At 73.4% G+C, this 24,655-nt stretch carries 22 protein-coding genes; 11 read left to right on the top strand and 11 right to left on the bottom strand.

Annotated elements, in window-relative coordinates; all coding sequences use genetic code 11:
- Window positions 1–7: 7 nt before the first annotated feature.
- Together NFX44_RS18100 and NFX44_RS18095 are read right to left on the bottom strand one after the other, a co-directional pair.
- Window positions 8–820: an alpha/beta hydrolase family protein gene (locus NFX44_RS18100; RefSeq protein ID WP_262284732.1), complete on the bottom strand. Its 813-nt coding sequence runs from the start codon at window positions 818–820 to the stop codon at window positions 8–10.
- A gap of 67 nt (window positions 821–887) precedes the next feature.
- A complete protein-coding gene (locus NFX44_RS18095) occupies window positions 888–2,165 on the bottom strand; it encodes an MFS transporter (protein ID WP_262284731.1) in 1,278 nt (425 codons plus the stop codon).
- Between the two features lie 118 nt (window positions 2,166–2,283).
- Here NFX44_RS18095 and NFX44_RS18090 point away from each other — a divergent pair, with 118 nt between their 5' ends.
- Window positions 2,284–3,177: a helix-turn-helix transcriptional regulator gene (locus NFX44_RS18090; RefSeq protein WP_262284730.1), complete on the top strand. Its 894-nt coding sequence runs from the start codon at window positions 2,284–2,286 to the stop codon at window positions 3,175–3,177.
- On the opposite strand, the gene NFX44_RS18085 is transcribed toward NFX44_RS18090, so the two are convergent.
- Both NFX44_RS18085 and NFX44_RS18080 read right to left on the bottom strand, forming a co-directional pair.
- Window positions 3,178–4,023: an ABC transporter permease gene (locus NFX44_RS18085; protein WP_262284729.1), complete on the bottom strand. Its 846-nt coding sequence runs from the start codon at window positions 4,021–4,023 to the stop codon at window positions 3,178–3,180.
- Window positions 4,023–4,868 carry an ABC transporter ATP-binding protein gene (locus NFX44_RS18080; RefSeq protein ID WP_262284728.1) on the bottom strand — a complete coding sequence of 282 codons (846 nt, stop codon included), beginning with the start codon at window positions 4,866–4,868 and terminating at the stop codon, window positions 4,023–4,025. Before NFX44_RS18080 ends, NFX44_RS18085 begins: the two co-directional genes overlap by 1 nt.
- 152 nt (window positions 4,869–5,020) lie before the next feature.
- Here NFX44_RS18080 and NFX44_RS18075 point away from each other — a divergent pair, with 152 nt between their 5' ends.
- Window positions 5,021–7,027, top strand: a complete 2,007-nt coding sequence (locus NFX44_RS18075; protein WP_262284727.1) for a protein meaA — start codon at window positions 5,021–5,023, stop codon at window positions 7,025–7,027.
- A gap of 60 nt (window positions 7,028–7,087) precedes the next feature.
- On the opposite strand, the gene NFX44_RS18070 is transcribed toward NFX44_RS18075, so the two are convergent.
- Complete coding sequence (locus tag NFX44_RS18070) at window positions 7,088–7,384, bottom strand: DUF1540 domain-containing protein (protein WP_151465152.1); 297 nt, start codon at window positions 7,382–7,384, stop codon at window positions 7,088–7,090.
- Between the two features lie 640 nt (window positions 7,385–8,024).
- On the opposite strand from NFX44_RS18070, the gene NFX44_RS18065 reads away from it, so the two are divergent.
- Window positions 8,025–8,573, top strand: a complete 549-nt coding sequence (locus tag NFX44_RS18065) for a hypothetical protein (RefSeq protein ID WP_262284726.1) — start codon at window positions 8,025–8,027, stop codon at window positions 8,571–8,573.
- Between the two features lie 72 nt (window positions 8,574–8,645).
- Here NFX44_RS18065 and NFX44_RS18060 read toward each other — a convergent pair whose 3' ends face one another.
- Window positions 8,646–9,263, bottom strand: coding sequence for a DUF4126 domain-containing protein (locus NFX44_RS18060; protein WP_262284725.1), 618 nt, complete (start codon window positions 9,261–9,263; stop codon window positions 8,646–8,648).
- Window positions 9,264–9,334: 71 nt separating this feature from the next.
- Here NFX44_RS18060 and nucS point away from each other — a divergent pair, with 71 nt between their 5' ends.
- On the top strand, window positions 9,335–9,994 hold the full coding sequence (gene nucS, locus NFX44_RS18055; RefSeq protein WP_262284724.1) for an endonuclease NucS: 660 nt from the start codon (window positions 9,335–9,337) through the stop codon (window positions 9,992–9,994).
- Window positions 9,995–10,013: 19 nt separating this feature from the next.
- Here nucS and NFX44_RS18050 read toward each other — a convergent pair whose 3' ends face one another.
- Entirely contained in the window at window positions 10,014–11,516 is a 1,503-nt protein-coding gene (locus NFX44_RS18050; RefSeq protein WP_262284723.1) for an aldehyde dehydrogenase family protein, read from the bottom strand.
- Between the two features lie 252 nt (window positions 11,517–11,768).
- On the opposite strand from NFX44_RS18050, the gene NFX44_RS18045 reads away from it, so the two are divergent.
- The 7 genes from NFX44_RS18045 to NFX44_RS18015 all read left to right on the top strand — a co-directional run bounded on the left by NFX44_RS18045 (window position 11,769) and on the right by NFX44_RS18015 (window position 18,169).
- The gene (locus NFX44_RS18045; RefSeq protein WP_262284722.1) at window positions 11,769–12,227 is read left to right on the top strand and encodes an FHA domain-containing protein; all 459 of its coding nucleotides are present in this window, start codon (window positions 11,769–11,771) and stop codon (window positions 12,225–12,227) included.
- Window positions 12,228–12,313: 86 nt separating this feature from the next.
- Window positions 12,314–13,378 (top strand): alpha/beta fold hydrolase, encoded by a 1,065-nt coding sequence (locus NFX44_RS18040; protein WP_262284721.1) that lies wholly within the window; start codon window positions 12,314–12,316, stop codon window positions 13,376–13,378.
- 124 nt (window positions 13,379–13,502) lie between these two features.
- Window positions 13,503–15,293 carry a 3-hydroxyacyl-CoA dehydrogenase family protein gene (locus tag NFX44_RS18035; RefSeq protein WP_262284720.1) on the top strand — a complete coding sequence of 597 codons (1,791 nt, stop codon included), beginning with the start codon at window positions 13,503–13,505 and terminating at the stop codon, window positions 15,291–15,293.
- Window positions 15,294–15,334: 41 nt separating this feature from the next.
- Window positions 15,335–15,829, top strand: coding sequence for a SigE family RNA polymerase sigma factor (locus tag NFX44_RS18030; RefSeq protein ID WP_262284719.1), 495 nt, complete (start codon window positions 15,335–15,337; stop codon window positions 15,827–15,829).
- Window positions 15,826–16,899, top strand: coding sequence for a hypothetical protein (locus tag NFX44_RS18025; RefSeq protein WP_262284718.1), 1,074 nt, complete (start codon window positions 15,826–15,828; stop codon window positions 16,897–16,899). Before NFX44_RS18030 ends, NFX44_RS18025 begins: the two co-directional genes overlap by 4 nt.
- A 61-nt stretch (window positions 16,900–16,960) precedes the next feature.
- Window positions 16,961–17,293 carry a hypothetical protein gene (locus NFX44_RS18020; protein ID WP_262284717.1) on the top strand — a complete coding sequence of 111 codons (333 nt, stop codon included), beginning with the start codon at window positions 16,961–16,963 and terminating at the stop codon, window positions 17,291–17,293.
- Window positions 17,294–17,359: 66 nt separating this feature from the next.
- Entirely contained in the window at window positions 17,360–18,169 is an 810-nt protein-coding gene (locus NFX44_RS18015) for an alpha/beta hydrolase (RefSeq protein ID WP_262284716.1), read from the top strand.
- Window positions 18,170–18,172: 3 nt separating this feature from the next.
- On the opposite strand, the gene NFX44_RS18010 is transcribed toward NFX44_RS18015, so the two are convergent.
- The 4 genes from NFX44_RS18010 to ccrA all read right to left on the bottom strand — a co-directional run bounded on the left by NFX44_RS18010 (window position 18,173) and on the right by ccrA (window position 24,574).
- Window positions 18,173–19,267 (bottom strand): AI-2E family transporter, encoded by a 1,095-nt coding sequence (locus tag NFX44_RS18010; protein ID WP_262284891.1) that lies wholly within the window; start codon window positions 19,265–19,267, stop codon window positions 18,173–18,175.
- Window positions 19,268–19,559: 292 nt separating this feature from the next.
- Window positions 19,560–21,545: a hypothetical protein gene (locus tag NFX44_RS18005; protein ID WP_262284715.1), complete on the bottom strand. Its 1,986-nt coding sequence runs from the start codon at window positions 21,543–21,545 to the stop codon at window positions 19,560–19,562.
- A gap of 173 nt (window positions 21,546–21,718) precedes the next feature.
- Window positions 21,719–22,975, bottom strand: a complete 1,257-nt coding sequence (locus NFX44_RS18000) for a DivIVA domain-containing protein (RefSeq protein WP_262284714.1) — start codon at window positions 22,973–22,975, stop codon at window positions 21,719–21,721.
- 243 nt (window positions 22,976–23,218) lie between these two features.
- Window positions 23,219–24,574 (bottom strand): crotonyl-CoA carboxylase/reductase, encoded by a 1,356-nt coding sequence (gene ccrA / locus NFX44_RS17995; protein WP_262284890.1) that lies wholly within the window; start codon window positions 24,572–24,574, stop codon window positions 23,219–23,221.
- Between the last annotated feature and the right edge of the window lie 81 nt (window positions 24,575–24,655).

The following is a 24,655-nucleotide window of genomic DNA, read 5'->3' as shown; positions in this document are numbered from 1 at the left end:
GGGGGCGTCACGCTTTCCGGGGTGGGGTCAGGGCCGCGCCGAGCAGGGCGAACGCGTCGGGGATGACCGTGCCCCAGTAGGTGAAGTTGTGCCGGCCATCGGCCCAGGCGGCGCGTACCGGGGGTTCGGGCAGCTCCCGGGCCAGCGCGCGGACGTCCCTGAGGAAGTTGTCCTGCCGGCCGCACCACAGGCCGACCGGGGTGCCGCGCAGCCGGTCCACACCGGTGAAGACCGCGTCGCCCGGGCGGACCGCGGGGGAGAAGGCGGCCACCGCCCGCAACCAACCGGGGTACGCCTCGGCGAGCAGCAACGCCCCGAACCCGCCCATCGACCAGCCCCAGACGGCGAGCCGGCTGCTGTCGAAGCCGCGCCGGGCGCACCAGGTGGGCAGCTCCTCGCGGACCATCCGCTGCGGGTCGTCGTCCCCGGAGCGGCGCCAGGAGAGCCGGCCACCGGTGGCTCCGGCCAGCGCGAAGGGCGGGGCGCCACGGCGTACCGCCTCGGTGAGGAAGCGGGCCAGCCCGAACCGGCCGTAGTCCCGGGGTGTGGCCGAAGCGCCGTGCAGCACCAGGCAAACGGGGAGACCCCGGCCGTCGCCGTACCCCTCGGGCACGGCCGTCCAGAAGTCCACCTCGCGGCCGCGGGCCCCGGAGGCGATCCGGATCAACCGCTCGTCCCCGGCCGGCGCGTCCGGCACGGCGGGCCCCGGCCCGGGCCGGGGCTCGGCGAGCTGGCGGGCGGTGAGCCCGCCGACCACCGCGACGCCGGCCACACCGGCGGCGGCCCCCAGCAGCGTGCGCCGGGTCAGGATGTGCGCCATGTCGGCGAGTGTGCCACCCCGGGCGGGCGGAAGGATCCCCGTCCCGCGAGGCGCCGACCGGTGCCCCTCAGCCGTCGCGCCCGGTGGTCCGGGGCCGGGTGCCCGCCGCCGTCGTTCGCGGGACCGCTGTGGCCGGTCCCGGCCTGGTCGGCCCGCCCTCGCCGGGAGGCGGCGCGGCGGGTCCGGGAGCGGTCCGCCGCAGGCCGGGGGTGAGGACGACGGTGGCGGCCAACGCCGCCGCGGCCACCAGGGCGACGGCGCGCGACGGCGCGACGAGGTCCGCGACCGCCCCCGCGAGCGCGGCGCACACCGCCTGGGCGGCCAGCATGCCGTTGCCGTGCAGGCCGAGCACCTGGCCACGGGCCTCGGGCGGTGAGTGGGTGATCAGCCGCTCCTGCAACGGCAGGGTGGCGGCGTAACCGACCGACGCGATCAGCGCGATGGCCATGGCCAGCGGCAGCGGCGGCGACAGGAGGACGGCCAGGTACGGAACCGCGAGCAGCAGCCGCAGCGGGTGGATCCACCGCTCGCGGCGGGCCGGCGTCAGGAACCGCCCCACCACCACGTCCCCGATCAGCATGCCGAGGGCGGCGGCGGCGAGCAGGAAGCCGGCGCGCTCGCCCGCGTACGGGACGAACAGCGCCTCGCAGCCGACGATCAGGCCGCCGGGCACCCAGAGGTTGAGCAGGAGCGACCGGCGACCGGGGTCGGCCCAGAGGGCCCGGTTGACGAGGTGGGTGCGCGCGACCGTCACCCGCCCGGCGGCCCGCGCCGGACGCTCGGCGAGCCCGAACCAGCCCACCGCCGCGGACAGCGCCCGCAGGACCAGGGCGAGCAGGAACACCTGGTACGGGCTCAGCCAGACGAGCAGGACGCCGGCCAGCCCGAACCCCGCGATCTGCATGACGCCGACGCTGGTGTTCAGGGTGGCCCGGGCCAGCACGTAGGCGTCGACCGGCACGATGTCGGTGAGCAGCGCCCACCGGGCGCCGCCGGCGACCGAGCCGACGTACGCGTTGGCGAAGATGATCGCGAAGCGGGCCCACAGCGGCAGCCCGGGCACGGCCTGCAGCGCCGCTCCGGCGGTGGCCAGCAGGGCGGCGAGGGTCAGCGCCCGGCGGGGCGGCACGCTGTCCGCTGCGGACAGCAACGTCAGACTGCCGAGGACACCCGCCAGCGGTGCGCCGAACATGCTCAGCGCGGTGAGCAGCGCCGAGCCGGTCGCCGCGTAGGTCAGCGCGCCCAGGGCCAGCGCCGACGTCGTGTGGGCGGCGATCCCGGCGCAGTTCGCCAGGAACAGGTTGCGGAACTCCCGGACCGCGAACAGTTCTGCGTACGTTCTCACCCGGGCATGGTCCGCATGCCCCCGGCCGATCCCCTAGAGTTACGTCTGGAGGCGAAACGTGGGCGTCTGGCAGGTGCCGTCCGATCTGGTCGCGCGGAGTCGGTTCACGGTCTCGCCGATGGCCGAGACGGTCGCGGCGCTGAAGGCGCTCCTCTTCGCGCAGGTCCCGTGGGAGCACGCCTGGCGACGACCTCACATCGACGCGTTCCGGGGGATGCTGGCCACCCGGCCGGTGGCCCGGGCGCTGGTGCCGGCGTCGTTCAACCTCCGGTGGATGGCGGACTTCCTCACCATCGCGCCCGCCTCGGCTGATCCGACGTTCGCGGCGGAACTGGCGGCCGTCGAGGGGTTGTCCGACGAGCGCATCCGGGCCGATCTGCGTGCCACCCGGCCGGGACCGCTCGCGGCCGAGCTGCTGGCTGACGGCCTCACCGGGCAGGTGGTGGAACTCCTGCAGTGGGTCTGGACGCACACCGTCGCGCCGGAGTGGCCGGAGCGGGAGCGCCGGCTGCGGGCGGACATCGTGGCCCGCACCGCCGCCCTGAGCACCCGCGGCTGGGCCGGAGCGCTCGCCGACATCAACCGCAACGTGCGGTGGCTGGGCGACGGTCGCCTTCAGGTCAACGACTACCCGGAACCGCCGCTGTCGCTGCACGAGGCCGAGCAACTGATCTTCCTGCCGGCCCACTGCCGCCGCGGCTGGGTGGTGTGGGACATGCCCACCCGGTTCGGGATGGTCTATCCGGCGCGCGGGATCCTGGTCGACCCCACCTCACCGGCGCCCGACGGTCTCGCCCGGCTGGTCGGCGCGAACCGGGCCGACATCCTGGCCCGACTCGACGCGCCGCTGAGCACCTCGCAGCTCGTGGTGGTGACCGGGCTGTCCCTCGGCACGGTGAGTGATCACCTGCGGGTGCTGCTCGACGCGGGCGCGGTCAGCAAGCGGCGGTCCGGGCGCGAGGTGCTCTACTGGCGCACGCCGCTCGGTGCCTCGCTCGTCGCCGGCGGGTGATCAGCCGTCGCGCTTGGTGGTCCAGCGGAACGTGGTGAGGCAGAGGACCAGCCCGATCACACACCACAGCCCGAGGACCAGGGCGACGCGGCCCAGCTCGAACGAGCCCCCCGGTTCCTGCGCGCCGAAGCTGTCCGGCAGGAAGACCGAGCGCAGCCCCTGGCACATCCACTTGAGGGGGAAGAGCGCGGCGACCTGCTGCATCCAGCTCGGCAGGCTGGTGAAGACGAAGAACACGCCGGAGATGAACTGGAGGACCAGGGCCACCGGGGTGACCACGGCCGAGCCGCTGCGGGCGGTGCGCGCCAGCGAGGAGATGGCGATGCCGCACAGGGTGCAGGCGGTGACGCCGAGGACGGCGACCCAGGCGAACGTGGCCCACCGGGCGGCGGTGTCCGGCAGCGTCAGGTCGAACAGCGCGACCGACACGGCGAGCAGCAGCGCGGTCTCGGCGATGCCGATGGCCACCACCATGAGCACCTTGCCGGCGAACCACACCCACTTCGGCATCGGCGTGCCCCGGTAGCGCTTCAGGACTCCCCGGTCCCGCTCGATCGGGATCCAGATGCCCAGGTTCTGGAAGCTCACCGTCATGAGGCCGGTCGCGATCATGCCGGTGATGAAGTACTGCGTGTAGCTCACACCCGGCGCGATCTCGTCGTTGAAGATCGCCGCGAAGATCAGGATCATGATGACCGGGAAGCCCATCGTGAAGACGACGGACTCCCGGGAGCGCAGGAACTGGGTGATCTCCAGCCGGCCCTGCCGCAGGGCGAGCGCCGCCCCGCCCGGCCGGCGGCCCGGGGCGGCGGCCACCGGGGCGGCCGGCTTCGTCGTGGTCGTCATCAGTGTCCGATCATCCGCAGGTAGACGTCTTCGAGGGTCGGCCGGGTCACGGAGAGGCCGGGGACCTCGCCGCCGAAACGCGCGGCCAGCTCCGCCACCAGCGCCGTCGGCGTCGCGGTCTCGGCCGTCTCCAGCGCCCCCTCGGGGGTACGCCAGGAGACCGTCGCCAGCGCCTCCTGGCGGTTGCCCAGCCGGTTCGGCGGGGCCACCTCGACCACCCGGCCGGCGGCGATCACACCGACCCGGTCGGCCAGGGCCTCGGCCTCGTCCAGGTAGTGGGTGGTGAGCACGATGGTGGTGCCGGCGGCGGAGAGGTCCCGGATCAGCTCCCAGAACTCGCGGCGGGCCTCCGGGTCGAAACCGGTGGTGGGCTCGTCGAGGAAGAGCAGCTCGGGGCGGCCGACGATGCCGAGCGCCACGTCGAGCCGGCGCTTCTGCCCACCGGAGAGGGTGTGCGTGCGGGCCCGGGCCTTGGCGCCGAGCCCGACCCGCTCGATCACCTTCTCGGGGTCCTCGGAGCTGGGGTAGAAGCCGGCGAAGTGCCGGACCACCTCGCCGACGGTCAGCTCGTCGAACTCGCCCGTGCCCTGGAGCACGATGCCGACGCGGGACCGCCAGTCCGCGTCCGGGTGGGCCGGGTCGGCGCCGAGCACCCGCACCTCGCCGGCGTCGCGTCGCCGGTAGCCCTCCAGGATCTCCACCGTGGTGGTCTTGCCCGCGCCGTTCGGGCCGAGCAGGGCGAACACCTCCCCGCGGCGGACGTCGAGGTCCACCCCCGCCACCGCGAGGTTGTCGCCGTACGCCTTGCGCAGCCCCCGTACGGAGATCGCGAGCTCGTCATCCATGACGTCCAGTGTGCGACTCCGGCGGGCCGGGCGGGGGCCCGGGGGTGTGGTGGTGTCGCCCATGTCGCGCCGCTCGTGCCCGTCGGTCCGCTCCATGGACCTGTGTGGTTTTCCACAGCCCGTTTTACTGAACGGTAACTTAAACTCCGGCCATGGATGAGAAGGCTCCTTCGGGGCGGTTGCCGGAGCGTGACCGGCCCTGGGTGATGCGCACCTACGCCGGGCATTCCTCCGCCGCGGCCACCAACGCGCTCTTCCGCCGCAACCTGGCGAAGGGGCAGACCGGGCTCTCGGTCGCCTTCGACCTGCCCACCCAGACGGGCTACGACCCGGACCACGAGCTGGCCGCCGGCGAGGTGGGCCGGGTCGGTGTGCCCGTGGCGCACCTCGGCGACATGCGGGCCCTCTTCGAGGGCATCCCGCTCGCCGAGATGAACACCTCGATGACCATCAACGCCCCGGCGATGTGGCTGCTCGGCCTCTACGGCACGGTGGCCGCCGAGCAGGGCGCCGAGCCGACGCGCTGCGCCGGCACCACACAGAACGACATCATCAAGGAGTACCTGTCCCGGGGGACCCACATCTTCCCGCCGGCCGCCTCGCTGCGGCTCACCGCGGACGTCATCGCGTACACGCTGCGCGAGATGCCGAAGTGGAACCCGGTCAACATCTGCTCGTACCACCTCCAGGAGGCCGGCGCGACGCCGGTGCAGGAGGTCGGCTTCGCCCTGGCCACCGCCGTCGCCGTGCTCGACGCGGTGCGCGACTCCGGCCAGGTGCCCGCCGAGCGGATGGGCGACGTCGTCCAGCGGATCTCCTTCTTCGTCAACGCCGGCGTGCGCTTCGTCGAGGAGATCGCCAAGATGCGCGCGTTCGGCGCGCTCTGGGACGAGATCACCCGCGACCGGTACGGCGTCGAGAACGCGAAGCAGCGCCGCTTCCGGTACGGCGTCCAGGTCAACTCGCTGGGCCTCACCGAGGCGCAGCCGGAGAACAACATCCAGCGCATCGTGCTGGAGATGCTCGGCGTCACCCTGTCCCGCGACGCCCGCGCCCGCGCCGTGCAACTGCCCGCCTGGAACGAGGCGCTCGGCCTGCCCCGCCCCTGGGACCAGCAGTGGTCGCTGCGCATGCAGCAGGTGCTGGCGTACGAGTCGGACCTGCTCGAATACCCGGACCTGTTCGAGGGCTCGCACGTGATGACCGCGCTGGTCGACGACATCGTGGCCGGGGCCCGGGTCGAGCTGGAGAAGGTGCTGGAGATGGGCGGCGTGGTCACCGCCGTGGAGACCGGCTACCTGAAGAGCGCCCTGGTCGCCTCACTGGCCGACCGGCGCCGGCGGATGGAGGCCGGCACCGACGTGGTGGTCGGCGTCAACCGGTACACCGAGACCGAGCCGTCACCGCTGACCGCGGCCGGCGCCGAGGCCATCGAGCAGGTCGACCCCGCCGTCGAGGCGGCCGCCACCACCGCCGTACGCGAGTGGCGAGCCGACCGGGACACGGCGGCCGTGGACGCGGCACTCGCCCGGCTGCGCGCGGACGCCGCGACCACCACGAACCTCATGCCGGCGACGCTGGAGTGCGTGCGGGCCGGCGTGACCACCGGCGAGTGGGCCGGCGCGCTGCGCCAGGTCTTCGGCGAGTACCGGGCGCCCACCGGCCTGTCCGGCGCGGCCGGCGCGGGCGGCGACGCCGGCCTGGGCGCGGTCCGGGAGCGGGTCGCCGCCACCGCGCGCGAACTGGGCAGCGGCCGGCTGCGGCTGCTCGTCGGCAAGCCCGGCCTGGACGGGCACTCCAACGGCGCCGAGCAGATCGCGGTACGCGCCCGTGACGCCGGCTTCGAGGTGGTCTACCAGGGCATCCGGCTGACTGCCGGCCAGATCGTGGCGGCCGCCGTGGAGGAGGACGTCGACCTGGTCGGCCTCTCGGTGCTCTCCGGGTCGCACCTGGCCGCCGTGCCGGCCGTGCTGGACGGGTTGCGTGCCGCCGGGCGGGCCGACCTGCCCGTGGTGGTCGGCGGCATCATCCCGGCGGCCGACGCGGAAGCGCTCCGGGCCGCCGGCGTGGCCCGCGTCTTCACCCCGAAGGACTTCGCGCTGACCGGCATCATCGACGACCTGGTCACCGTGATCCGCGAATCCAACGGCCTGTCCTGAGTCCGGCCGGGTTCGCAGTTCGCGGGCTGGGTCGGCCCGCTGCCGGCGAGCCCGCCCGGGTCAGCGGCTCGCGTAGGTCTGGCAGTCGGCCATGTCCATCTCGGGGCCGACGGTGATCGCCGGGGCGTGGCACTCCAGGTCGGAGTTGTGCCGGCAGTCCGCGCGCTGGCAGGCGCCGACCTGGGCGATCAGCTGCTCGACGCCGCCGCGTACCGGCAGCTCGATGAAGGTGTGGCAGTGCGCGTGATCGCTGCTGCCGATCGTGATGGCGAACGCGTGGCAGTCGTTGGTGTGGTTGTAGGCGCAGGACCTGACGGCGCACTCCTGGACCCGGGGCATCTCCATCGACGCGGTCATCTCTCCGGCCCTCCTCTGGACGTCTGTCCTGAACGTAGGCGTTCGTCCGGATCTTCACCCCCTTGATCCGAGTGCGGTCATGCGGTCGGGTGCCCCGCGGCCGTCAGCGCCGCGCAAAGCGGGCCGGGCTGGGTGGGCGGGTGGCTGGGTGGCCCGTGGGTGGGGCTGGCGCCGACGCGCCGATCCGTCCACGTCGTCACGTTGCGCCGACGCGCGGGCAGTCAGCCTGGGCCGGATGTCCGGTTGATGCCCGGCTTCGGTGGTGGGTGGAACGCTATGGGTGTCTCCGGGGTCGGGATGCACCCATACGGTTCCACTGGCCGTGCAGGTGTGGGCGGGGTGTCCGGTTCGGCGAGTGACCGGCGGCATCCCGGCGGCGGAATGGCCGGCCGGTGGGGGTCGTTATACCTGGTGCACGACCGAGGAAGGACGGCCCGCCGAGGCGGTGCCCCAGCCCCCCCGGGAATGGTGGTGGCCGGCCGGTCGTTGTACATGGTCCCGGCGCGACGAAGAGGCCCCCGCCCCGTGCGCCGGATGATCCCCCCAAGACTTTCTTGAGCGCCTGACGTGGTGCTTGCGCACACCCCCCAGCCGGCCCCCGTCGGTGCGTGTGCGCCAACCCCCGAATGGAGCTACCCCCATGAACACGATGCTGCGTAAGAGCGTGCTGGGTATTGCTGGTCTGGCCTTCACCGGTGGCGTCTTCGCCGGTCCGGTCGCCGCCCACGCCGACGCCCGTCCCGTCGAGGGCAAGCCGGCCGCGGTGGCGACCGTGCAGGGCGCCCAGTCGCACATCGACCTGAACGACGAGCAGACCGCCAACGCCAAGGCGATCATCGCGGCGACGAAGAAGGCCGGCCTGCCCGAGCGGGCCGCGGTCATCTCCATCGCCACGAGCCTGCAGGAGTCGAAGCTGGAAAACCTCGGCCACCTCGGCGACGCCAACGACCACGACTCGCTGGGCCTGTTCCAGCAGCGCCCGTCCAGTGGTTGGGGCACGCCGGAGCAGATCACCAACCCCGAGTACGCCACCCTGGCGTTCGAGAAGGGCCTCAAGCAGGTCGACGGCTGGGACACCATGCCGCTGACCGAGGCCGCGCAGACCGTGCAGGTGTCGGCCTACCCGGACGCCTACGCCCAGTGGGAGCAGCAGGCCACCGACATCGTCCACCAGCACTGGAACAGCTGACCGCGAACAACGCGCTGGCCGGCACCCCCAACACGGGGTGCCGGCCAGCGGCGTATCCGAAGCGTGAAGGACTCAGACCCGGAAGCCGGCAGCCCGGGCCGCCCGACGTTCCCGCCTCCGTTCACGACGCCGTCGCAGGAACCAGAAGAGGAACGCCACGAACCCGAGGAGGAACACCAGCACGAGCACCGGCAGCAGGATCGCCACCACCGACATGACGGCGCTGGTCGCGTCCTCGGCGGTGCTGGCCACCGGCGCGCCGAAGCCCGCGGTGGTCGCGTTGATGACCGGGCGGGCCGCGGACTTGAGCAGGTGCACGCCGAGCGCGAGGAGCACGCCGACGACCACCGGCACCCACTGGTGCGTGGAGAAGAAGGTGTCCGGGTCGCTGACCGTCACCGTCTCGGAGCTGGAGCCGGCCCCGAAGGCCAGCCCGCCCGCGGTGGGCCGGACCACCGTCTGCACCACGTCGTTGACGTGGTCGACCACCGGCACCTTGTCGGCCACGACCTCGACGGCGAGCAGTACGGCGAGGATCAGCAGGACCCACCCGTTGCCCAGCCACTGCCAGCCGCTCGGCAGCTCCATGAGGTCGGTGTAGCGCGCGAGCAGACCCATCAGCAGAAGGGGGATGTAGGCGTTCAGGCCCGCCGACGCGGCGAGCCCGGAACCGGTGAGGACCTCGAGCACGATCTCAATATGACACCGGTACGCCAGTGGCGCTCGTCGGCGACGGCGGGGTGCTCCGCTACCCTCGTCGGGTGCGGTTGGTGATTGCGAAGTGCTCGGTGGACTACGTCGGACGACTGTCGGCACATCTGCCGCCGGCCACCCGGTTGCTCATGGTGAAGGCGGACGGGTCGGTGTCGATCCACGCTGACGACCGTGCCTACAAGCCGTTGAACTGGATGAGCCCGCCGTGCCGGCTGGAGGAGGCCCCCGGTGTGTGGCGGGTGGTCAACAAGGCCGGCGAGGAGCTGCGCATCACCCTGGAGGAGATCTTCCAGGACACCTCGTACGAGCTGGGTGTGGACCCGGGCCTGCGCAAGGACGGTGTCGAGGCGCACCTGCAGGAGCTGCTGGCCGCGAACCCGGAGACCCTCGGCGAGGGTTTCACGCTGGTACGCCGGGAGTACATGACCGCGATCGGCCCGGTCGACCTGCTGTGCCGGGACGCCAACCAGCGCGCGGTCGCGGTCGAGGTGAAGCGGCGCGGCGAGATCGACGGCGTGGAGCAGCTCACCCGCTACCTCGAGCTGATGAACCGCGACCCGCTGCTCGCCCCGGTCGCCGGGGTGTTCGCCGCGCAGGAGATCAAGCCGCAGGCGCGGGTGCTCGCCACCGACCGGGGCATCCGGTGCGTGGTGGTGGACTACGACAAGCTGCGGGGCATCGAGCGCGACGAGCTGACCCTGTTCTGAGCCGGGCGGGCCGGGGCGGTCAGCGGCCCCGGCCGTACATCAGCTTGGCGGCCTTGACCAGGCGGGCGACGTCGGCGGGGGTGCGTTCGAAGGTCATCGACGGCAGCAGCGAGCGGGCCCGGCGGCGGGTGATCGACTTGGCCCGGCCGAACTCGCGCAGCCCGTCCTCGCCGTGGATCCGGCCGAAGCCGGAGTCGCCGACGCCGCCGAACGGCAGTGTGGACATGCCGGCGAAGGTCAGCGTCGAGTTGACCGCGGCCATCCCGGAGCGCAGCCGCCGCGCGACCGCCACGGCCCGCTTGCGGCCGAAGACCGAACCCCCGAGGCCGTACGACAGGGCATTGGCGCGTTCGACGGCCTCGTCCACGTCGCGGACCCGGTTGACGGTCAGCGTCGGCCCGAAGGTCTCCTCGCGCACCGCGGCGGAGTCCTCCGGAACGTCCACGAGCACGGTCGGGTGCACGTACGGCGGCTGGACCGCCTCGGGTCCGCCGAGCACCGGTCGGCCGCCGGCGGCCACCGCGTCGTCGATGTGCCGCCGGATGACGTCGACCTGGGACGGCATGGTGATCGGCCCGATGTCGGCGCCGTCGGGGCCGACGGTGAGTCGGCCGGCCTTGGTGACCACCTTGTCGACGAAGGCGTCGAAGACCTGGTCGACCGCGTAGACGCGCTCGATGCCGATGCAGGTCTGCCCGGCGTTGGTCAGCGCGCCCCAGACGCACGCCTCGGCGGCGGCGTCCAGGTCGGCGTCGGAGTCGACGATCATGGCGTCCTTGCCGCCCGCCTCCAGCAGCACCGGGGTGAGCGTCTCGGCGCAGGCGGCCATCACCTTCCGGGCGGTGGCCGTCGAGCCGGTGAAGGCCAGCTTCGCCACCCCCGAGCGGCACAGGGCCGCGCCGACGTCGCCGAGCCCGTGTACGGCCTGGAAGACGGGCTGCTCCGGCACCACCTCGGCGAACCGGTCCACGAGCCACTGCCCGACGGCCGGGGTGTACTCGCTCGGCTTGAACACCACGGCGTTGCCGGCGGCGAGGGCGTAGGCGGCGGAGCCGATCGGGGTGAAGACCGGGTAGTTCCACGGCCCGATCACGCCGACCACCCCGTAGGGCTGGTATTCCAGGTGGGCGGTGAACTCGGCGAGGATCAGCCGGGAGCGGACCCGGCGCGGCCCGAGCACCCGCCGGGCGTTGCGGGCGGCCCAGTCGATGTGCTCCAGCGCGGTGAGGATCTCCACCACGGCGTCGCCGACGGGTTTGCCGCCCTCGGTGTGCACAAGTTCGGCCAGCTCCTCCATCCGGCGGGCGAGCACGCCGCGCCAGCGCAGCAGCCGGTCGCGCCGGCCGGCGAAGCCGAGCCCGGCCCACCAGTCGGCGGCGACGCGGGCCTGCTCCACCGCAGCCCGCACGTCCGCCTCGGTCGCGACGGGAAACCGGCCGGCCTCCGCGCCGGTCGCCGGACTGGTCGACACCAGTCGGCCGTCGGAGATGAGCGGGGCTCCCGGGACATGCACAGCCGTCATGGCCGGAGTCTAGACCCGAGCGTTACTCACCGGTAGGCCCCGCGGGAGCCGTACCCTCTGCCCAGGTCGGCGGTGTCGCGGGCCCGACGGGATCGACGGATGTGCCCCGGGTTGAACCGGCGGCGCCCGCCGAAACGGCCAACGGGAGATGGCCGGCCGGGGTCCCGGGGGTGACCGCGCGGTGGTGGGACCGATTACGGTGAGGTGGCAGGCTGACGCCGCGAGCGACGGTGGGGTGGAGGTCGACTGTCCATGGAGGAGCATCCGGAACTGATGCCGCTGTTGACGGTGTCGGGTGGGGCGATGCGCGGGCTGAGCTTCCGGGTCGGCCGGGATCCACAGCTGGTCGGCCGGGCGCCGAGCGCCGACATCGTGCTCGCCGATCCGCACCTGAGCCGGCGGCACGCGACGGTGCAGGCCACCGTCGACGGGGTGGTGCTCACCGATCTCGGCTCGACGAACGGCACCTGGCTCAACGACCAGCGGATCGTCGGCAGCGTGCCGCTCACCGACGGTGACGTGATCCGGGTCGGCCGCACCGACCTGCGCTTCTTCGACCCGGGCGTGGCCCGGACCGACCCGGTGGGGATGAGCTTCGGGCAGCCGCGCCGCGACCAGCGGCCCACCCTGCCGCTGCCGGTTCCGCCCACGACGCGGGCGCCGATCGAGTCGCGCGGCACGCTGCCGTTGGCGGTCGACGCGCACCGCTGAGCCGGGGCTCGGCCACACCGGCCGCCGGCCCCGCATGGGGGCGGCACACATGGACCGGTCGCGGCCGACCGTGCCAGCATGCGCGGATGGGGAGCGAGCGACACACCGTCCGGGCCAACGGCATCGTCCAGGCGGTCCGGGTGGCCGGCCCGCCGGACGGCGTTCCGGTGCTGCTGGTGCACGGCAACGTGTCGTCCGCCGCCTTCTGGGAGCCACTGCTGCCCCGGCTGCCTGGGACGCTCCGGGTGGTCGCCCCCGACCTGCGCGGATACGGCGACACCGACACCGCCCCGGTCGACGCCACCCGGGGCCTCGGCGACTTCGCCGACGACGTGGCGGCCCTGCTCGACGCCCCCGGCCTGTTCGCCCCCGGGGCCCGGCCGGTGGTGGTCGGGCACTCGCTGGGCGGTGGGGTGGCGATGCGGCTGCTGGTCGACCACCCCGACCGGGTGGCCGGGCTGCTGCTGGAGGCGCCGGTCTCCCCGTACGGCTTCGGCGGGACCCGGGACCACGACGGCACCCCCACCACGCCCGACTTCGCCGGGACCGGGGCGGGCACCGCGAACCCGGACTTCGTGGCGCGGCTGGCCGCGCGCGACCGGAGCGCCGACGGCCCGACCAGCCCGCGCGCCGTGCTGCGCTCGGCGTACGTGGCCGACCCGGCGTCGCTGGGCGGGGACGAGGAACTGCTGCTGGAGAGCATGCTGACCACCGCCACCGGCGAGGACAACTATCCCGGCACGGCGGCCGCCTCGGCGCACTGGCCGGGCACGGCGGCGGGGGAGCGGGGCGTGCTCAACGCGCTGGCGCCCGCCCACTTCCGGCTCGCCGACGAGCTGGTCGCCGTCCCGGCCAAGCCGCCGGTGACCTGGGTACGCGGCGACGCCGACGTGATCGTCTCGGACACCTCGCTGTTCGACCTGGCGTACCTGGGGTCGCTCGGGGTGGTGCCGGGCTGGCCGGGAGCGGCGGACTGCCCGCCGCAGCCGATGGTCGGCCAGACCCGGGCGGTGCTCGACCGGTACGCGGCGGCCGGCGGGACGTACCGGGAGGTGGTGCTGCCCGGCTGCGGGCACAGCCCGCACCTGGAGCGGCCGGCCGAGTTCGTCGCCGAGCTGCTGGCGCTCACGGAGGTGCCCTCCGGGGTCTGAGCGACGCGGTGCGTGAAATATCCCACGGCGTCTCGACAACGCAGCGTCACATGGCAGACTCCGGCGCATAACCTTAGCCGCCGTTCATGGCGGCGACGGCGGAGTCAACCAGGGGAGGCCGGTCGTGGCGCGCGAGTTCACCAGTGTGGGTGTGGTGGGTCTGGGCACCATGGGTGCCGGCATCGTCGAGGTGTTCGCCCGCAACGGCATCGACGTGGTGGCCGTCGAGATCTCCGCGACCGCCCTGGAGCGCGGCCGGGCCACCCTCACCGGCTCCACCGACCGCGCCGTCGCCAAGGGCAAGCTCGCCGAGGCCGACCGGGACGCGCTGCTGGCCCGGATCGACTGGCAGGTCGGCCTGGACGCCCTGCACTCGGTGGACCTGGTGATCGAGGCGGTGCCGGAGCACCTGGACCTGAAGCAGCGGATCTTCGCCGAGCTGGACCGGGTCTGCCGGCCCGAGGCGATCCTGGCCACCAACACCTCCTCACTGAGCGTCACCGAGATCTCCGTGGCCACCACCCGGCCGAACCAGGTCATCGGAATCCACTTCTTCAACCCGGCGCCGGTCATGAAGCTGGTCGAGGTGGTCCGCACCGTGGTCACCTCCGCCGACGTGGTGGCCGACGTGGAGGCGCTCTGCGCGCGGCTCGGCAAGGTCGACGTCACCATCAGCGACCGGGCCGGGTTCATCGCCAACGCCCTGCTGTTCGGTTACCTGAACCACGCGGTCGGCATGTTCGAGTCCCGGTACGCCACCCGCGAGGACATCGACGCCGCCATGAAGCTCGGCTGCGGCCTGCCCATGGGCCCGCTCGCGCTGATGGACCTGATCGGTCTGGACACCGCGTACGAGATCCTGGACACCATGTACCGGCGCGGCGGGCGCGACCGCCGGCATGCCCCGGTGCCGCTGATCAAGCAGATGGTCACGGCCGGCCTGCTCGGCCGGAAGTCCGGCCGCGGCTTCTACACCTACGAGCGGCCGGGCTCCCCGGTCGTCGTACCCGACGAGCACACCCCGGTCACCACGGGCGCCGCGCTCGCCGACGGCGCCCGGGCGATCGCCAAGGTCGGCATCGTCGGCTCCGGGACCATGGCCACCGGCATCATCGAGGTCTTCGCCAAGGCCGGCTACGAGGTCATCTCGGTGACCCGCGGCGCGGAGAAGTCCGCCAAGGTCTGCGAGGCGGTCAAGACCTCCCTGAACAAGGGCGTGGTGCGGGGCAAGCTCAGCGAGACCGACCGGGACGCCGCGCTCGGCCGGGTCACCTGGTCGGCCACCCTGGACCACCTGGCCGACGTCGACCTGGTGGTCGAGGCGGTGGTCGAGGAGCTGAGCGTCAAGAAGGCCCTGTTCGCCAGCCTCGACGAGATCTGCAAGCCGGGCGTCGTGCTGGCCACCACCACCTCGTCGCTGCCGGTGATCGACGTGGCGATGGCCACCCAGCGGCCGGCCGACGTGATCGGTCTGCACTTCTTCAACCCGGCGCCGATCATGCCGCTGGTGGAGATCGTGCGGACCATCCGCACCTCGGCGGAGACCGCCGCGACCGCCCGGGCGGTCTGCGCGGGGCTGGGCAAGACCGGCGTGGTCTGCGGCGACCGGTCCGGGTTCATCGTCAACGCGCTGCTGTTCCCGTACTTGAACGACGCGGTGAAGATGCTGGAGGCCAGCTACTCGACGGCGGACGACATCGACTCCGCCATGAAGCTCGGCTGTGGCTACCCGATGGGCCCGTTCGAACTGCTCGACGTGGTCGGCCTGGACGTGTCGCTGGCCATCCAGCGGGAGCTCTACCTGGAGCTGCGCGAGCCGGGCTTCGCCCCCGCCCCGCTGCTGGAGCACCTGGTCACCGCCGGCTACCTGGGCCGCAAGAGCGGCCGCGGTTTCCGGGACCACACCCGGCGCTGATCCGGGTCAACGCCGGACGCCGGTGACGGCGTCTTCAGGACGTGACCTTCGAGGAGTACGTCGGCAGCCGCGGCCCGGCCCTGTTGCGCCTGGCCCGGCTGCTGACCGGGGACGCGCACCGCGCCGAGGACCTGACGCAGGACGTGCTGGCCCGCGCGTACGTGCACTGGCGGAAGATCGCCCGGGCCGACCGGCCCGACGTGTACGTACGGCGGATGCTGGTCAACGCGAACAGCTCCTGGTGGCGCCGGCGGTCCAGCCGCGAGCTGGCCGTGGACACCTTCGCCGAGCGGCCCGAGCGCGGTGACCTCGGCGGCGAGGCCGCCGACCGGGACGAGATGTGGCGGTTGATCCGCGCCCTCCCGGACCGCCAGCGCGCCGTGCTGGTGCTGCGCTACTACGAGGACCTGGACGACGCGACGATCGCCCAGATCCTCGACTGCTCGCCGGTCACCGTCCGCACCCACGCGATGCGGGCGCTCGCCCAGCTCCGGGAGCGCTGCGGCGTCCCGACGACGAAGGGGAGCCGGCAGTGACCGACCTCGACCAGCGGATCGCCTCGGTGCTGCGGGAGCACGCCGAGGGGCATACCGACACCCACCGCCTGCTGCGGGAGTCCCGCGCCCGCGGCCGGCGCCGGCAGGTGCGGCGACGCGTCGCCGCCGGGACCGCCCTAGCCCTCGTCGGCGTGGTCGGCTTTGCCGGCGTGACCGGTACGGACCTGGCCGGGCTCGCCGGGCGGAAGCCGTCGACTGCTGCCTCGCCGGCCGACGCGGCGCCTGTGCCGCCCCACGCCGACGGGGTGCCGGGTGCCGCCCAGCGTCCCGAACTGGTCGGCGCCGACCCGCAGGTGCTGCACTTCTCCGTCGATCCGGCGAAGGGCCGCTACCTCGGCTGGGCGGTCCAAGGGCGACAGGTCGAGGTGGTGCGCTTCGACCCCGGTGATGGCCGGGTGGTCACTGTCGAGGTGTCCCGTTCCGCGGCGTTCGCCGGCAGCAGCATCGAGGGGTGGCCGGTGGCTTCAACGCCGAAGCCCAGCTTCGACGGCGCCATCCAACGGGTGGCCCTGGGCAACGGCAGCCCGGGGTATGTCACCTGGTGGCGGCCGGCCGCCGGGCTCTACGCGCGCGCGAGCATGCGCGGAGGCGACCCGTTCATGCTCACCCGCGCGCTCACCGCGGTGCGGTGGGACGAGGCGCGCCGGTGCGCGACGCCGCTGCGGCTGACCTCGTTGCCGCCGGGTGCGTCGATCGACTCCTGCTCCGTCGACGTCGCCGCCTTCCCGGGAGGCCTCAAGGTCCAACTCACCATCAACCGGGAGCCGTCGGCGACCATGTGGGTGCAGCTGCTCTACGGGACGCAGATCGCCGGAAGCTCCACGGAGAGCAACCGCACGGTGGGGGGTCGTCCCGCCTACCTCTATCCGGCCGGTACGAAGATGGAACTGCTCGGCATTCCGAGAGCTCACCTGACCGCCGATGTGGGCGGGCCGTGGACGGACGGCGTTCTCAAGGACCAGCCGACTTTCACCGAGGCCGACATGGCGAGCGTGCTGGCCGGGGCGCAGGTGGCGAAGGAGCTGACCGACCCGGAGACCTGGGACTGACCGGTGCCGCCGGCCGGAGCCGCCCGACCCGGGTCGCTCCGGCCGGCGGACCGTACGCTTGGTGACCGTGAGCCCCCGTCGCAACCGTCCCCGCCGGGACGACACCACCCACCTCGACGCCGAGCGGGCGCGCCAGGGCGTGCCGACCGTCCAGCAGTGGCGCGACGGCGACTGGCAGGTGCGCGGGATCACCGGCGGGGCGTCGGTGAAGACGTACCGATGCCCCGGCTGCGACCAGGAGATCCGCCCGGGGGTGGCGCACGTGGTGGCCTGGCCGGCCGACGACCGGGGTGACCTGACCGACCGCCGGCACTGGCACAGCGGCTGCTGGCGGGCCCGGGACCGGCGCGGGCCGAACCTCCAGCGCGGACGCGGCGCCCCCCGGCACGGCTGAGCGATCTGGATCACCCTGTTTCCGCCCCGGCGGGCGGCGCGGACGGCGGCGCGGGAGACTGGAGCGGTGAGCACACCGATCCGTGCGTCGTCGATCCTGCCCGGCCGCCGGGAGGACATCGAGCTGCACACCGCCGACGGCCTGAAGCTGGTCGGCGAGCTGGCCCGGCCGCTGGAGCGGGAGCCGGCCGGCACCCTGGTCTGCCTGCATCCGCTGCCCACCCACGGCGGGATGATGGACAGCCACGTGTTCCGCAAGGCGGCCTGGCGGCTGCCCGCGCTGGCCGACCTGGCCGTGCTCCGCTTCAACACCCGGGGCACCAGCAGCGTCCGCGGCACCAGCGAGGGGGCCTTCGACAACGCGGTCGGCGAGCGCTTCGACGTGGCCGCCGCCATCGAGTACGCCGAGTTCCACGAGCTGCCGAACATCTGGCTGGTCGGCTGGTCGTTCGGCACCGACCTGGCGCTGAAGTACGGCTGCGACCCGGCCGTGGCCGGCGCCATCCTGCTCTCCCCGCCGCTGCGCTACTCCGCGCCCGCCGACCTGACCGTCTGGGCCGAGTCCGGCCGGCCGCTCACCGCCCTGGTTCCGGAGTTCGACGACTACCTGCGCCCCGAGGAGGCCCGGCAGCGCTTCGCCGCGGTGCCGCAGGCCGAGGTGGTCGGGGTTCCCGGCGCCAAGCACCTCTGGGTGGGCGACGCCGAGACGGTGCTCAACGAGATCGTCAGCCGGGTCAACCCGGCCGTGCCGGTCCCGCTGCCGACCACCTGGGACGGCCCCATGGAGACCGGCGACGTCAGTGCGTACGCCGACCGGACGGTGGCCGCCTTCGCCGACACCCCGGTGCCCGGTCCGGAGCAGCGCCGGGCCGGCTGACGGTCAGCGGGACTCCTGCCGCGGCAGCACCACCTCGCGCAGGATGAGCTGGAGCGCGGCCACCGTGGGGATGGCGATCAGCGCGCCGACCACGCCCAGCAGCGACACCCCGAGCAGAGCGGCCAGGAGCGCGGCCACCTCGTTGACGGAGACCGCCCGGCGCATGATCTTCGGGTAGATCAGGTAGTTCTCGACCTGCTGGTAGATCAGGAAGAACACCAGGCAGGCGATGCCGACGGGCAGGTCGGTGGCGAGCCCGACCAGGGTCACCACCACGGCGCCCAGGGTCGCCCCGATCTGCGGGATCAGGTCGGTCACCGCGACCACCACGGCCAGGGCGAAGGGGTACGGCAGCCCGACCACCAGCGCGAACACGAAGGTGCTCGCCCCGGCCAGCACCGCGATGGCCAGCGCACCGACCATGTACGCGCCGACCCGCGCCAGGATCTCGTCGCCGATGAGCCGGACCCGCTCCCGGCGGGTGCGGGGCACCAGCGCGTACCCGAGGTCGCGCAGCTTGTTGAAGTAGGCCAGGAAGTAGATCGTCAGCACCAGCACGGTCAGCGCCCGGAAGATGGTGCCGAAGATGAGCTGCGCCCCGCCCAGCACGCCGCCGAGGGCCCGGCCGATGGTGTCCGCGTTCGCCGCCGACTGGACGCGCTGCATCACGTCGTAGCGCTCGACGAAGTCGTTGACGGTGGGGTTGCGGCGCAGCTCGTCGACGTAGCCGGGCAGGTGGTCGATGAACTGCCCGGACTGGGTCACCACCGGCGGCACCAGCGCCAGCAGCCCGCCGACGATCAGCAGTACGACGGTCAGCGTCACCACCGTCACGGCCAGCCCCTGCGGCACCCCCCAGCCGCGCAGGCGCACCACGGCCGGGTGCAGGCCGACGGCGAGGAAGAGCGCGATCACCACCAGGACCAGGATGCCGGCCGAGTTGCGTACGCCCAGGAAGACCGCGTACGCCAGGAGCACGCCGAGCGCCCCGGTGAAGCCGATCAGGAAGCTGCTGCGCCGCAACGGGCGGCCCGGCACGCCGAAGCGTCCGCTCGGCTCGAACTCGGTCGGCTCGGTCTCCGCGCCGACCTCGGCCAGCGGGGGCTTGCCGGTCAGGGCGGGGCCGGGTTCGGGGCGCGACGGGTCGGGCCGGTCGTCGCCCGGGCCGGCGGATCCCTCCTGCGACACCCGTGCCTCCCCGGCTCCCGCTCCGGCCCGGCGGAGCGCCCCTGCGGCGGACCGTGCGCACCGGAGGAGATCCTCGGTGGCGCGGCCCCTGCACCCGGCAGGCTATCGGTCGACGCCCGCCCCGACCATCCCCTCCGCCTCGATCCCGCCGCTCCGGCGGGGTGAGCCGCCGGCGGGCTGGCGACCGGGGGACCGGCCCGGGTCAGTCCTTGTCGACGGTGACGGCGCTCGGCTTGGCGCTGCGCTCGTCGGTGGTCGGCTTGGACGGGCGCTTGCCGTTCTCGCCGGTGCTGGTGATCTTCGTGGGGGTGGCGCCCCGGCCGCCCTCGCCGGGCACGGCGGCCACGGTCGGCTCACCCTCCACACCGGCGCTGGCCTCGGAACCGTCCACGGTGGTCACGGGTTCGGCGACCGGACGGGCCTTCGCGCCGTCCGCCGCCGGCTCCCCGGCGGCCTCGGCGGGAGCGCCGCCGTCGGGGGAGACCGTCGCGGTGCCCTTGGCGGTGGCGGGGACCGGGGCCCGGTCGTCCGCCGGCGTGCCGTTCGCGCCGCGGCCGCCCGCGGCGGTGGCCAGCTCGGCCGGGTCGACGGGAGTGGTGGCGAGGCCGGCCGGCCCGGCCTCCGTGTGCAGCTCGGCGAGCCGGCGCTGGAGGTCGTCGGACTCCTGCCGGGACTTCCAGGTCTCCGTGCGAAGGTCGGCCAGCTCCTGCTGGGCGTTGGCGATCTCCAGCATCACCTGGGCGAGCTGCTGCCGGCCGGCGGCCACCTCCTGCTGGGTGGCCGCGAGGTGCTGCTGGGTGGTGGCCAGGTGCTGCTGGGTGGTGGCCGCGTACTCCTCGAACTGCCGCCGCGAGGCGGCCACGTGCTCGTCGGCCTTGCGGCGCCTGCCGGCGGCGTCCTCCTCGGCCCGGCGCAGCAGCTCGGCGGCCTCCTCCTCGGCCCGCTGGCGCATGGTGAGCGCGTCCTGCTCGGCGGCCTGCCGGAGCTCCGCCGCGCCCTGCTCGATCTCCGCGCGCCGGGCCGTGTACGTCTTCTCCAGCTCGTCCTGCCGCCTGGTGTGCTGCTTGTCCAGCTCGTCGCGGCGCTTGGCGAACTCCTGCTCGGCGGTGGCGCGGCGCTGGGCCAGCTCCTTCCCCACCGTCTCCTGCCGGGCCTTGACCTCCTTCTCCACGCCGGCCCGCCAGGCGCCCAGCTCCTGCTGGGTCTGCGCGCGGGCCTGCTGGACGTACGCCTCGGTCTCGTTCCGCATCCGCTGCACGTACGCGTCGACCTCGGCGCGGTTGCGCTTGCCGGCCTCGGTGGCCTCGGTGGTGAGCCGGTTGGCCTCGGTCCGGGCCCGGCCGCGGGTGACCTTCGCGGCCTCCTCCGCGTCGTCGACGATCTTCTTGGCCTCGGCGAGCGCCTTGGCGTGGGTGGCCCGGCCGGCCTCGGCGGCGGAGTCGGTGAGCCGCTTGGCCTCCTGCTGGGCCTTGGCGTGCACCTCCTTGGCCGCCTCGCGGAGCTGGGTGGCCTCCTGCTGGGCCTTGGCGAGCGCCTCCTTGGCCGCCTCGCGCAGCCGGCTCGACTCCTGCTGGGCGCGGGCGTGGATCTCCTTGGCGGTGTCCCGGAGCTGGGTGGCCTCCTGCTGCGCCTTGGCCAGCGCGTCCTGGGCGGTCTTGCGCAGCTTCTCGGCCTCGGCCTGGGCCGCGGAGAGGGTGGCCTCCGCCTCGGCCTTGCGGGCGGCGGTGTGCCGCTCCTCCTCGGCCCGGCGGGCGGCGAGGGCGATCTCGAAGTCCTTGAGGGCCTGGGCGGCCTGCTCCCGGGCCTCCTCGATGATGTGCTCGGCGGCCGCCCGGCGGGCCTCGATCTCCTCGTTGGCGGCGGCCAGGATGTCGTCGGCCTGTTCCTCGGCCATGGTGAGGATCTGCTCGACCCGGGGACCGAGGTGCCGGAACGAGGCGCGGTCCACCACACCCACCTGCTTGCGTACCTGGGCGAGGTCGCGTTGCAGCACCTCGACCTGGCCGGCCAGCTTGTGGATCTGGGTGTACGCCTGTTCCCGCTCGGTCGTCAGCGCGGAGATCTCGTGCTCCGCACGAGCGACGTAACGGTCGACCTGTCGTTTGTCGTACCCCCGCAGAGCGGACTCGAAGCTGGGCTCCGTGGTCACGTCCCCGCCGAGGGCGAACAGTTCCTCGCCGTGCGACATGCCCCCATCCTCACACGCATCCGGCCCTGCTGGGGCGATACGGACGCCCCTGTTGGGAGGTGCACTTCACTGAACAGGCGAAACGGACGGGAAAGCATGACGGCGCGGGGCGGCACCGGTCACCCGGTGTCACCCCGCGCCGCGGCTCATGCCCCGTCAGCGGGTGGTGGGGGTCAGCTGGCCGACTCGGCCGTGACCTTCTTGTCGGTGCCGTCGGCCTTCGGCGCCTCCGGCTTGTTGGCGGCCGCCGCCGGCACGCCCGGCACGATGCCGGCGAGACCGGAGAGCATCTGCCCGAGCTGCGAGGTGACCGCGTCCTTCTGCCGGGTGAGGTCCTCGACCTCGCGGCGGGCCGCCTGGGTGGTCAGCTCGGCCTCGGTGCGGGCCTCGCTGAGCAGTCGCTGCGCCTCGGCCCTCGCCTCGGACACCGTCTTGTCGGCCAGCGCCTTGGCCTTCTCGACCGTGTCGGTGGCGGTGCGCTCGGACTCGACCCGGCGGGCCTCGGCCCGCTGCTCGATCTCCTTGGCCCGCTCCTGGGCGGCACGGGCGCGCTGCTCGGCCTCGCTGACCAGCTTCTGGGTCTGCGCGACCTGGGCGGCGTGCCGCTCCGACTCCTCGCGCTCGGCCTTCTCGCGCCGCTCGGCGAGCTGGAGTTCCAGCGCCTGGAGGTCCTTGTCGCGCTTGTCCCGCGCGTCGGTGAGCAGCTTGGTGGCCTCGGCCCGCTTCTCCTCGGCCTCGCGTGCGGCCTTCGCCCGCTGCTGGGTGATCTCCCGCTCGGCGGTGGCGCGCAGGGTGGCGACCTCGCGCTCGACCGTGGACTTCAGCTCGGCCACCTCGTGGGCGGTGACCGTGCGGAGCTGCTTGGTCTCCCGGTCGGCGTCGGCGCGCAGGGTGTCGGCCTCGCGGCGGGCCTGCACCCGGACCTCGGCGGCCTCCCGCTCGGCGGCGGTGCGGACGCTGCCGGCCTCGCGCTCGGCGGAGGCCTTCATGGCGGCCGCCTCGGCGCGCGCCTTGTCGGTGATCTCCCGCGCCTCGAGGCGGGCGGCGGAGAGGATGCCCTCCGACTCGCGCTTGGCCTCGTTGCGGTGGTCGTTGGCCTGCTCCTCGGCGAGCCGGAGGATCTGCTCGACGCGGGTGCCCAGGCCGGAGAGCGTCGGCCGGCTGTTCTCCTCGAGCTGCTTGTTGGTCTCGGTGAGCTTCTGCTCGAGCGCGCCCTGGCGCTGCTCGGCCTGGCGCAGCCGGCGCTGCGCGTCGTTCATCCGCTGCTCGGCCTCGGCGCGGGCCTGCTCGGACTGGCTCAGGGCGGCGGTCAGCCGGCCGATGAAGTCGTCGACCTGGTTGGTGTTGTAACCACGCAGGCCGACGGTGAAATCGGGCTGTGAGTTCGCGTTATCGAAGAACGCAAGAGGGGAGGACTGCTGCTGGGGCATTGGGACATACTCGCAGACGCCCCAGGGTGCTTCGCAAGAGCGGTCAGCACCTTTCGTGTCCTGTTTACATGGTCAACTTCGCCGCGTGCCGGGACCGGACCAACTGGCGATCTTGGCAGGTCCCGGGCGGGTCGGGCGACCCCGCGGGAAGGGCGCGAAAAGGGCCGCGGGTCGGCGCCCGCGGCCCTTTGTCGTACGGCAGTCGAATGGTGTTGCGGCCTACCGGAAAGGCAATGCCGACGGTCAGTGCCCGCGGAACCGGTTGATCGCGGTTTCGTGCCGGGCGCGCAGCTCGGTGTCCCGGACGCCGAGACCGTCGGCGGGCGCCAGGCAGCGCACGCCGACCTTGCCCTGGTGCGCGTTGCGGTGCACCTCGTACGCGGCCTCGCCGGTCTGCTCCAGCGGGTAGGTCTTCGACACGGTCGGGTGCACCTTGCCGAGCGCCACGAGCCGGTTGGCCTGCCACGCCTCGTGGTAGTTGGCGAAGTGGCTGCCGACGATCCGCTTGAGGTGCATCCACAGGTAGCGGTTGTCGTACTGGTGCAGGTAGCCGCTCGTCGAGGCGCAGGTGACGATGGTGCCGCCCTTCTTGGCGACGTAGACGCTCGCGCCGAAGGTCTCCCGGCCGGGGTGCTCGAAGACGATGTCCGGGTCCTCGCCACCGGTCAGCTCGCGGATGCGTTCCCCGAAGCGGCGCCACTCGTCCTGGTCCTGGGTCTCCTCGTCCTTCCAGAACCGGAAGCCCTCGGCCGTGCGGTCGATGACCAGCTCGGCGCCCATCTTCCGGCACAGCTCGGCCTTCTCGGGCGAGGAGACCACGCAGACCGGGATGGCGCCGCCGCCCAGCGCCATCTGGGTGGCGTAGCCGCCCAGGCCGCCGGAGGCGCCCCAGATCAGCACCACGTCGCCCTGCTTCATGTTCGCGCCGTGGTGGGACACGAGCTGCCGGTACGCCGTGGAGTTGACCAGACCCGGGCTGGCGGCCTCCTCCCAGCTCAGGTGGCGCGGCTTCGGCATGAGCTGGTTGGCCTTGACCACGGCCAGCTCGGCCAGCCCGCCGAAGTTGGTCTCGAAGCCCCAGATGCGCTGCTGCGGGTCGAGCATGGTGTCGTCGTGGCCGGCGGCGTCCTCCAGCTCGACGGAGAGGCAGTGCGCGACCACCTCGTCGCCCGCCTTCCACCGGGTCACGCCCGGCCCGGTCCGCAGCACCACGCCGGCCGCGTCCGACCCGACCACGTGGTACGGCAGGTCGTGCCGGCGGGTCAGCTCGGAGAGCCGGCCGTAGCGCTGGAGGAACTTGAAGGTGGGCAGCGGCTCGAAGATGCTGGTCCACACCGTGTTGTAGTTGATGGCGCTGGCCATGACGGCCACCAGCGCCTCGCCCGGGCCCAGCTCGGGGACCGGCACCTCCTGGACGTGCAGCGCCTTGCGCGGGTCCTTGTCCCGGGTGGCCATGCCGTCGAACATCCGGGTGTCCTCGGCGCGGACCACCACACCCCGGTAGGTCTCCGGTACCGGCAGGCCGGCGATGCCGGCGAGTTCCCTCTCCGGCTGCGCGGAGCCCTCCGCCGCCATGATTGCTTCGAGGATGTCCTGCACGGTGACCTCCCGTTCGTCGCGCACCCGCACCGGGCGGGCAGGGGTGCTGCCATCGTCGGCGCCGGTGCGACGGGACCGCCA

Source organism: Micromonospora sp. MA102, assembly GCF_025460765.1.
Classification (GTDB): Bacteria; Actinomycetota; Actinomycetes; order Mycobacteriales; family Micromonosporaceae; genus Micromonospora; species Micromonospora halotolerans.
The sequence above is the reverse complement of the archived record's forward strand: the minus strand, read 5'-3'. Positions and strand labels throughout refer to the sequence as shown.

Bases quoted from the DNA above. Each gene is read 5' to 3' on its own strand.
- NFX44_RS18100 (WP_262284732.1), bottom strand. From the start codon at position 820: ATGGCGCACATCCTGACCCGGCGCACGCTGCTGGGGGCCGCCGCCGGT.
- NFX44_RS18090 (WP_262284730.1), top strand. From the start codon at position 2,284: ATGGCCGAGACGGTCGCGGCGCTGAAGGCGCTCCTCTTCGCGCAGGTC.
- NFX44_RS18085 (WP_262284729.1), bottom strand. From the start codon at position 4,023: ATGACGACCACGACGAAGCCGGCCGCCCCGGTGGCCGCCGCCCCGGGC.
- NFX44_RS18080 (WP_262284728.1), bottom strand. From the start codon at position 4,868: ATGGATGACGAGCTCGCGATCTCCGTACGGGGGCTGCGCAAGGCGTAC.
- NFX44_RS18075 (WP_262284727.1), top strand. From the start codon at position 5,021: ATGGATGAGAAGGCTCCTTCGGGGCGGTTGCCGGAGCGTGACCGGCCC.
- NFX44_RS18070 (WP_151465152.1), bottom strand. From the start codon at position 7,384: ATGACCGCGTCGATGGAGATGCCCCGGGTCCAGGAGTGCGCCGTCAGG.
- NFX44_RS18065 (WP_262284726.1), top strand. From the start codon at position 8,025: ATGAACACGATGCTGCGTAAGAGCGTGCTGGGTATTGCTGGTCTGGCC.
- NFX44_RS18050 (WP_262284723.1), bottom strand. From the start codon at position 11,516: ATGACGGCTGTGCATGTCCCGGGAGCCCCGCTCATCTCCGACGGCCGA.
- NFX44_RS18045 (WP_262284722.1), top strand. From the start codon at position 11,769: ATGGAGGAGCATCCGGAACTGATGCCGCTGTTGACGGTGTCGGGTGGG.
- NFX44_RS18040 (WP_262284721.1), top strand. From the start codon at position 12,314: ATGGGGAGCGAGCGACACACCGTCCGGGCCAACGGCATCGTCCAGGCG.
- NFX44_RS18005 (WP_262284715.1), bottom strand. From the start codon at position 21,545: ATGTCGCACGGCGAGGAACTGTTCGCCCTCGGCGGGGACGTGACCACG.
- NFX44_RS18000 (WP_262284714.1), bottom strand. From the start codon at position 22,975: ATGCCCCAGCAGCAGTCCTCCCCTCTTGCGTTCTTCGATAACGCGAAC.